A 9,298-nucleotide genomic window follows, 5' to 3' on the forward strand; every position below is an offset into this window, starting at 1 on the left:
GGTGCAGTGTTAGAAAAAGGAGGAAAGACCGGATCTTTTCAAGCTAACCCAAGCAAGAGGCGGCAATTAGTGTCATGGGCATTTGTTGGGCTGCGATACTTCAAAAAACAGTCCATTAAACTGCACCGGCGAGATTATTTGGAAGGGCTAGCCTATTTCGTGCAAGTGGTAGTGAAACTCGATTGGAAAAATATGGATGTGAGTGATGCGATTGAAAATTAAAGATTATTTTTGGGGATCTCTTTGGAGTTTAATGGTGCTAGTGGGTGTTTGGTTAATACTAGGTTAATCTATTGTAGTTATTTAATTAATATAACAACCCTAACTTATATTAGGGCTGTTATAAAACGCTTATTTATCTAGCGCTTTAAGCTCATCAGTTGTTGTTTTTAATTTGAATTCACGGTAAAGCATATCTTCATCATTAGGGCTTAAATTCTTTCCTGACGTTTCGATTAATTTATCAAATAAAGGCTTAGTATTTTCCATAGTTACAAGCGCACATAACTGTTTCTTTCCATCTAAGCGAGCAAAACCAATTTCTTTAGCAATAGCCCCTACTAAGCTTTGCTCAGCTACCTGTTTACTTATTTGCGTAAATGATGAATTAGTCGTCGTTGAGTCTTGCTGTTGGGTTTGTTTGTTTATTAGTGTATCCATTACTTGCGCTTTAGCACTAATTTGAGTTACTAGATCGGCACGTGCATTGGCAATAGCTTGTGCTCTACTTGCAGCCATATTGCCCGTCCATACTACACAGCTAGATGAAGCCAAACCGCCCTCGGGTGCTGTAGGTTGTAAAACCCAGCTTGGAACAGAATCGTTTTCAGCAAGAGGTTGAGACTTTTGTGGTGTTGTACCACATGCTGTAATAACTCCAGCAACTGCCAATATTAAAAGTTTATTTCGCATGATTTACTTCCTTATTGTTAAGGTTCCATTGTTCTAAGTTTTTTTGATATTGAATATCTAATTTACTTACCTTTTGTAAGTACTTTTTTGTTTCGTCGTACGGTAAATTATTTATAAGTTGTGCGTATACACCTTCGCTATCTAATTGGTTTATTAAGGCTACCGCTTTATTTATATTCGTACTTCTATTTAAGTTAAATGCTTTAGCTACGTTACCAGCGCCAGTATTATAAGCTGCAATGGCACAATATCTTCGGCTTATGGGATTATTAATTTTGCGCAAATATCGAGTCGTTAAAATGTCTAAGTACCCAGCACCGTAAGTTATATTAGTTTTTGGGTCGAATAATTCTTTAGCTGTAGGAGCTATATCCTTTTTAAATTGTCTGCGAGCAACATCTAAGCCTGCTGAGTTTGGCACTATTTGCATTAATCCAAATGCTGGAATATGCGATTTTGCATTAGGATCAAATGACGACTCAGCATGTGAAATAGCTAATAGTAAAGATAATTGATCTTTAGAAAACTGGCTATAATAAGTAACAAAAGGCGCTACTTTTTTTTGTAAATAAGTATCGGGTAGAGCGAAAGTATGCGACTTAATGCGTTTGTAGGTAAGGTTTTGCTCTTTTGTTTTTTTTAGCGCATTATTTAAATTACTAATACGTTGTTCTTTTTCTTTGGTAAGCTGCTCTTTTTGGATATCAATTTGTGCTTTAGGTAATTGCTCGTTTTTATCTAAACTACTCAATGATTGCTCGTGTTGAGAAGTAATTTCATTAATTAATGCGACTTCGCTTTCATGTTTGTCTGGCTGTGCTTTTATATCAACTTTTGCTGTTTTTACTGCTTTATCGAGTAAGCTAGGGTCTTTAAAAATATCAGTTAAAACCGGCGATAATTTAACATTATTTAACAATTGATTTGTTGTTAATGCTTCTTCTTGAGAAGTCGCTTTTAGTCCTGTTTCATTTGAGCCTTCAAGTGTTTGTACAGTCACGGTCGAATTTTGTTCATCAATAATAATACGTGTTTTTTTATCCGCACTATATTCAACACGTTCTAATAATGAGCTTTGTACAGGTCTTGACCAGTTTTGCAATAATCTATCTCTAAATTTATCGTATTCCTCGAGATATGCTTGTCTGAATGCTTGATATTCCAACTGATGATCGTTTTTAAAAGTGGTTTGTTTTGCAAGTTGCTGTTTTTTAAATTCTTCGAACGTCGGCGTGGTAGCCCCGCTGTAAGCACTAAATAAAGCAAAAAATAATAAAGTGTGACGCATTTTTTATCCTTAAAAATAAGCGTTAAATTCATACGTTGTCAGTAATGAATCAGAGATGTATTCACTAGATAGCTCAGATACTGCATAAAATGTAGCCGCAGTGTTAGCAAGTATCTCGGTTGTTTTAGCTAAGGCTTTTTCGTCATCTTGAGTAAGCATTAACTCATCAAGTTTAAATAAAGCTTTTTGCGTTTCATCAAGTAATGGTGTGTAGTTACTAAAGCCAACGCTAAGGTTCAAAAACATACCTTGAGCATTTAACTGTTTTGACTGCATATAATATTTAATATTATGAGAATCAAAATAAAATTCGTTACTTGATTTTATAACATCGCTTAGACTATTAACTCTGAGCATTTTTTTATTAAAAGGTATTAAGGGTGTAAATTCCGGTACCATAGCTTTATCGTATTTTAAGCTATGTACGGCGATGCCGACTATACGAGTATTTTTATTAATAAGTGTGAGTAAATATTTCGTATTTTTGTAATACCTATATTCGTAATCAGTATTCAAAGATGATGTTTTAATTACTTGCGGAATACCTATTTTTTTTTCAGCGTAAGGTAAGTAGTTGCCAATATCTAGCGCAGTAATCTTTTTTTCTTCGATTTGGTTCGTAAAGTGAGTAATGAATCCGTTGTACCCTTCAATTATGAGTGCTTTACTATCGGCCCAATTTCCAAGACCCATTAAAGTAACCATAAGTAAAATAAAGTAACCTTTCAATTTAGCTAACAAAGATTTATTTTCTTCAGTGTTAGCCTCAGGCTCTAAGTTATTTCCTACAGACATTTTCATCCTTAAAATATAGTTTATCAGTGTTAAATATAACTGTTTAAAACATGGCTTAATATAATCGCTAATAAGAATCGATAGCAGTATTTTTTAACTTTACAATGCTATTTATTAAATTAGTTGTGCTGTCTTGATTGGCTAAATGAATTAACTCGGTTTTTGAGCGTTTAGAGTAGCTCAAACCTTTTCCTTCAAAACGTTGTTGCCAAATAGACTTTTTGCTTTGTGTATCTATTTGAAGTTTTAACTGTGTAATTACAAGTTTACTTTGTGCTTTTATTATCGAGTTTTTAACTAAATAGGTCACTTCGCAAGCCGAGTTTGTTAATTTATATCCATGCTGTAAAAGTTGCTCAGTGAGTAACTCTGTAAGTTGAGAGCTATTTTCGCCCGTTACTTTTAAGCAACTATTTTTTGCGCCTAGCATTGCTTGTTGTTGTTTTATTTTTTCGTGTTGGCCTTCTTCAAGATCGGCTTTACTAATTGAAATAGCTGCATATACAGTACAGTTAATAGGGTCTACATAACGATCATATACTTTTGCGCTTTTTAATAGCTGATTGGTTTGAGACTCAATCACCGATTTGTAATCAGAATGGCTTACTGTGCTTGATGAGGTGTTTTTAATTATTTCTTTCACTGAAATATCAGTACTTAGTAATTTTGCGAGCTCTTCACGCGCATTTTTAGCTGACCGACGTTCATCAATTGTTTTTAAACCAGAGCATTGTGAAGAGCCTGAGCTAGCTAATTTTTCATCATCAACAATATCTATTCCTACCCACTTAGGCTGGGCATTCTTTGCATAGTATGAGCTGCAACTACAATGTGATGCTGCATTAGTAAGGAAAGGACTTAGCGCTATTGCCGCTAATAGTAGTGAGGATGTTCTAGTAGTCATAGTTTTACCAACAGCAATAAGGCCTAACACAAAATTGGTAGGCCTTAACTTAAATTACAAACGGTTTGAAGTTGTTGCTAGAGTTAGCTTTGCATTATCCGATTCACGCTCGACAAGCCGTGTTTGGCCTTCAATAACAAACTTAAGTTCGTCAACGTCTAATGTTAAGTTGCTCGCTTTTTCATAATATGCTTTTGCTAATTCTAAATCATTCGCTCTTTCTGCGCACACACCATTGTTGTAGTTTATAGCCAGTGATTCTGAATACTGGCTTTGAGCTTTTGCAAAGGTTTTGCAGGCGTGGTCAGGCATGTCTTTTTCTGCAAATTCAACAGCGAGGTCTAATAACTCTTCTGCTTTATCAGTTAAATCTGAATCATCAGATTCCATCAACTTTACATTTTTAGTCACTTGGTGTGGTGCAACATCTTGTTTTAATTCTTCTATTACAGCGGCAAGTGCTCTGCCTCGTAATACAGAGTCAGATGGATGAGGGTCGTCACCTTTACATACTTTACTACTTGATAGGCGTGAATATTGTTTAGTAAAAACAATTTGCCCTGTTTCTACAGATACAGCCTTAGGTTTAAAATTTACTTTCGCAATTTTTTCTGAACACTTAATGGTTATTTCTCTAGACTTCTCACACTTGTACCATTTATCACCTTTTTGTATACATTCACTGTCTTTTTCGTAGTAAGTAGAGGTATCTACATCAGCAGTGTAGTCAGCAGTGATAAGTGTATCTGCGCCTGTAAGTTTACCTAGGCGGGTTCTGTTTTTTGAGTTACTGATATCACTTTCATTAAACCGTTGTTGTTCTATAATTTTACTAAGAGAAGCTTTATCAACAAAGGTAAAGTAAGGTTGGCCATTCACACGAATATTTGAAAGGTTTGTTTCAATTATACCTGTAGCTGCGTTTCTGTTATTTGAAATAACTGCAAGACGCTTCATTTTCTCAGTGCCACTTTCTTTAGCCGCTTTTGTGTATGTAATAGGTAATTCAGCAGTTGTGAAAGAGTTATTTAAACTAGCAATACCTCCATTAATAGTTTCAGTAACTACACAGCCAGAGAGCATTACACTTGATACTAAAGCGATTTTTATTCCCTTTATCATACAATTATTCCTTTATTAAGTTAGTGTTCATTTTCACTTTTTAACACTTGTAACTAGATGGGTCAACCTTATAGCTAAAAACTCTCATTAAAACGGTTCTTTTTTCTTATTTTAAAAAAGGTACAAGGGGGGAATACCTTTACAATTTAAAAAGATGCATGAATTTTATAACTATAATCGAATCCATCTTTACCTAATTTCATGTAAGAAAAACGACTAAAGTGGCTGTTATCATTCTTTAACTTATTGGATAAATTTTTAAGTGGGGTGTACTTTATTTAATTGCATTTTCTACTGGGCAACCACGCTTTCTACATACACCTTCGTTACATAGTTTGCATATTTTACGGGCTTTTATCTGCTCGCTTGTTAGGCTGCTAAGCGCTAGTTCTATCAAGCTTAAAAAGCTTTGTTTTTGTTCATCATTAAAGCTATTTAGTATTTTAGAGGTGGCTGTTTCTCGGCTGTTTAGTACTCGTTTAACCCTTTGACTTCCTTTATCAGTTACGTATAAAACAACAGAGCGAGCATCCTTTACCGATTTACGCCTCTTTACAAGCTCTTCTTTTTCAAGCGTATTTATTAATCTAACCGCACCAGAGTGCGTTAAGCCTAAAACCTTGCTCATTTAGGTAAAGAAGCGCGTTTAGTGATGTTACCTTACGAAGCTCATGGTTATCGTGCTCGTAAGGGTTTACTGCATGTGCTTTGGGAGCAAGAGCAATGGCTGGATAAATACTTGTTAACTGACGAAGCTCCTGCAAACGATGCTCAAGCAAATACTGAACCTTCTGTATCAGAGTAAATTGAAAGCGCGGATTATGCTGCGCTTTTTATGCCAAAAAGTGCCCCTCACAATTTTAAGCATTTTATAAATTTTTTCTATTGCGCAGAGTTACAACCTGATATTCAGTACATCACTACAGCTATTAGTTAGAGAGCAACGGCAAGTAAATTCAACGTAGTTAGAGTTGGAAATTACTACCTGTACGTCTGAATTTTGGTTATTTAGAGTGAGGTGAATTATAAATTAAATCATGATCTTATAGTTTATTCTCGTTCGCAATGTCATCCCATTGACATGATAATTACATTTAGCTGTCAATATTACGCTTTAGGGTATCGTGATTAATTAAAACTAAAACGATACCAAGGAAATGTGATGAAATTGAAACCGATAGTAGGCAGCTTATTAATGCTAGGTCTATTAAGTGGCTGTGATCTAGCAGATGATGATAATGATTTAGAGCCTTTGCGTTACCAACTGATATTAAATATCACAGAGCAAAGTGCTGGAAACGTAGTAATAAGTCCAGAGCGTGCTGATTATGAGCAAGGTGCTATTGTTATGCTAAACGCTCAGGCTGCACAAGGATATAAATTTGTTTCATGGTCTGGCGATATTGGTAACGCAGACTATAGCGCGACTTCTTTAACTCTTACAATGAATAACCATAAAGAGGTTACTGCAACATTTAGCCAAATTACTGAGGCACCATCAGCAGGGCAAGTGGTGATCAACGAGGTGCGTTCAAATGAAGGCGGTTATGATTTTATTGAGTTGTTTAATAACTCTGAACAAGCATTTACCTTTAGTGACGCTAATTGGGCAGTAAATGATTTAAAAGGCTTTGAGATTGATAAAGAGCCGGGCATTAAAATTCCACAAGGTACAACCATCGCCGCAGGTGGGTTTTTAGTGATTGCCACAGATCAAACTAGCATTCCATTTGATGCACCAACAGATACTTTAGTTGCCACTGCTGGCGATACTGATTTTGGTTTAGGTAAAGGCGACACCGCATTACTGGTGCACAACAATCAAATTGTAGATAGCGCACATTGGAGTGATGGTAGCCATGTGTCTACATGGGGGCGTTTACCAGATGGTGGTAATTGGCACACTCAAGATGAAGCGCTCGCGCCAACGCCTGGTGCTGCCAATAAATTACCAGCGCCGGTTGATGGTGCAACTGCCGCTAATATTGTGATCAATGAAGTGGTTTCAAAAGGCCGTGATGACGCCGATTTTGATTTTGTTGAGCTGTACAACACATCTTCTGAACCATTTGTTTTTGCAGCTAATGAGTGGGAGTTAGTTGATTTAGACCGTGAAGCGAATAACCAAGCGGGTTTAACTATCCCTGCAGGTACAGAAATTCCTGGCCACGGCTTTATTGTATTATTGCCGAATTTAGTTACGGGTGCTCAGTTACCTAACGGTGCACCCGCAACGGCTATTTTAAATAATAATGAAGACTTTGGCTTAGGCAAAGGCGAAACCATTAAACTAAAATACCAAGGCCAAGTGCATCAACAAGTCAGTTATGGCGATTTCCATGTTAATAGTTATGGCCGTTTTCCTGATGGTATGGAATTTATTGAGCTTGTTGATGAGAATGCGCCACAACTTTATGCCAGCCCTGGACGTAAAAACTTCAAAACTCCTATGCATGTGGGTGCTGCAACTACATTAAATTTCACATCATTTAATGATCAAGAAGCGGCTCTTGAAAGCAAAGGCTTCCGAGTATTTGGTAAAGGTGCAGATTTAGCTGCAGACGTTGAGCCTGAGTATGTCGCCGTATCAGCTGATTCAAGCACTGCATGGGTGTCATTGCAAGAGAATAACGGCCTTGCAAAAATAGACTTAACCACGAAAACTATCACTGATATTTTTCCGCTGGGCTTTAAAGATTATGGTATGGCTGGCAATGAAATCGATGCCAGTGATAAAGATAATATGATCAAACTACAAACCCGCGCAAACGTAGTGGGTATGTATCAACCTGATGGCATCGCAACATTTACACAAGATGGCATAGATTACGTTTTAACTGCCAACGAGGGAGATATACGTGACTGGTTTAGCAACTTCGCTGAAGGTGAGAAAGTTGCAGATATCGTGCTTGATGAGTCGGTATTTACAGACGTAAGTATATTACAAAACAACGTCGAATTAGGGCGTTTATTAGTATCGCAATATGTTGATTCTGATACTGCAGCATCAAGTCATAATAAACTCTATAGTTTTGGTGCACGTTCATTCTCAATCTTCAATGGTGATACCGGTGAGCAGGTGTTTGATAGTGGTTCATCACTTGCCTTTGAAGCTAATAAAGCCGGCGTTTACCCAGATGGTCGCAGTGATGCGAAAGGCACTGAGCCTGAGAGTGTAACAACAGGTATGGTTGCCAATAAGCGCTATGCATTTATTGCTTTAGAGCGTGCTGATGCGGTTGCAGTATATGATATTAGTGATGTTAATGCCGTAAGTTTTGTGCAAATGATCGTTACCCAAGGTGATGATGCGCCAGAAGGGGTGTTATTTATAACCGCTGATCAAAGCCCAACGTCAAAAGCGCAGCTGGTAGTTGCAAACGAAGACAGTGGTAATATCACCGTCTATAGTGAAAACAACGAAGGCAAGTTTGATTTTGCATCACGCTTGTTAATTGAAGGTGGTGAAGGCGCCGCAGAGATCACGGCTTATGATGCACAAACAAAACGTTTATTCGTAGTAAATAACGGCAGCTTGCTTAACGCTCCTCGTATTGAAGTGATTGATTTTGCTAACCCAAATAACATTGCAACACTTGGTGCAATTGATATTAGCTATTACGGTGCAGGTGTTAATTCTGTCGCAGTATCAAACGGAAAACTTGCCGCTGCGATCGAGTCAGGCGTGAAAACTGATACTGGCGTTGTTGCTATGTTTAACACGAGTAGTTATGAGCTTGAAATGATATCTGCGGTCGGAGCACTGCCAGATATGGTAACTTTCAGTCCCGATGGTAAATTAATCATCACCGCTGACGAAGGCGAACCGAGTGAAGACTATAACGTAGATCCGCTAGGCTCTGTATCAATTATTACCGTGCCAACAATACAGTAGCTAATTCAGTTTTATTTAAACTTCATCTATAACAAAGGTCTCTATTGAGGCCTTTTTTATTAATATATTTAAACGATAAAAGCCCGACATTTTTATAATGCCGAGCTTTGGACTTTATTAAGGTTTCCATGAAACGTTATATGTAAAGTGACAACTCTTTACTTTTCGGTTGTCTTTGTTTTCTCTTTACGTATTTTTCGCTTTTCTTTTAACGTCATTTTTGCTGGTTTTTTAGCTTTTTCTTTACTCATTATAAATAACTCCAATTAAATATATAAAAATTAATAAATAAAAATTGAAATGATTTACTCTATATAATTCTCCTTACTATTAATTGCTAATATTTGCCAAGAGTGAAAACATCCATATTCTTTACACTCAA

The 9,298-nt window shown here is 36.8% G+C and carries 8 protein-coding genes and 1 pseudogene; 3 read left to right on the forward strand and 6 right to left on the reverse strand.

Annotated elements, in window-relative coordinates:
* Window positions 1–222 (forward strand): hypothetical protein (locus H5232_RS23955; protein ID WP_220496107.1); only part of this gene is annotated, 222 nt, incomplete at its 5' end.
* 129 nt (window positions 223–351) lie between these two features.
* Here the strand turns inward: H5232_RS23955 and H5232_RS21085 are convergent.
* The 6 genes from H5232_RS21085 to H5232_RS21110 all read right to left on the reverse strand — a co-directional run bounded on the left by H5232_RS21085 (window position 352) and on the right by H5232_RS21110 (window position 5,649).
* Window positions 352–912 (reverse strand): LPP20 family lipoprotein, encoded by a 561-nt coding sequence (locus tag H5232_RS21085; RefSeq protein WP_145234255.1) that lies wholly within the window; start codon window positions 910–912, stop codon window positions 352–354.
* Entirely contained in the window at window positions 902–2,200 is a 1,299-nt protein-coding gene (locus H5232_RS21090) for a transglycosylase SLT domain-containing protein (protein ID WP_145234252.1), read from the reverse strand. Before H5232_RS21090 ends, H5232_RS21085 begins: the two co-directional genes overlap by 11 nt.
* Before the next feature lie 9 nt (window positions 2,201–2,209).
* Complete coding sequence (locus H5232_RS21095) at window positions 2,210–2,995, reverse strand: ETEC_3214 domain-containing protein (protein WP_182739538.1); 786 nt, start codon at window positions 2,993–2,995, stop codon at window positions 2,210–2,212.
* A gap of 67 nt (window positions 2,996–3,062) precedes the next feature.
* Complete coding sequence (locus H5232_RS21100) at window positions 3,063–3,899, reverse strand: TonB-dependent receptor (protein ID WP_220496108.1); 837 nt, start codon at window positions 3,897–3,899, stop codon at window positions 3,063–3,065.
* A gap of 54 nt (window positions 3,900–3,953) precedes the next feature.
* The gene (locus H5232_RS21105; protein ID WP_013463050.1) at window positions 3,954–5,021 is read right to left on the reverse strand and encodes a hypothetical protein; all 1,068 of its coding nucleotides are present in this window, start codon (window positions 5,019–5,021) and stop codon (window positions 3,954–3,956) included.
* 274 nt (window positions 5,022–5,295) lie between these two features.
* Window positions 5,296–5,649, reverse strand: a complete 354-nt coding sequence (locus H5232_RS21110) for a MarR family winged helix-turn-helix transcriptional regulator (protein ID WP_259398737.1) — start codon at window positions 5,647–5,649, stop codon at window positions 5,296–5,298.
* Between H5232_RS21110 and H5232_RS21115 the strand changes: the two are divergent.
* A pseudogene (locus H5232_RS21115) lies at window positions 5,641–5,826 on the forward strand (hypothetical protein); the annotation flags it as partial. The gene H5232_RS21110 and the pseudogene H5232_RS21115 overlap by 9 nt on opposite strands.
* A gap of 357 nt (window positions 5,827–6,183) precedes the next feature.
* Window positions 6,184–8,916 carry a choice-of-anchor I family protein gene (locus H5232_RS21120; RefSeq protein WP_182831456.1) on the forward strand — a complete coding sequence of 911 codons (2,733 nt, stop codon included), beginning with the start codon at window positions 6,184–6,186 and terminating at the stop codon, window positions 8,914–8,916.
* Window positions 8,917–9,298: the final 382 nt, after the last annotated feature.

It is taken from the genome of Pseudoalteromonas sp. SG41-5 (assembly GCF_014164495.1).
Classification (GTDB): domain Bacteria; phylum Pseudomonadota; class Gammaproteobacteria; order Enterobacterales; family Alteromonadaceae; genus Pseudoalteromonas; species Pseudoalteromonas rhizosphaerae.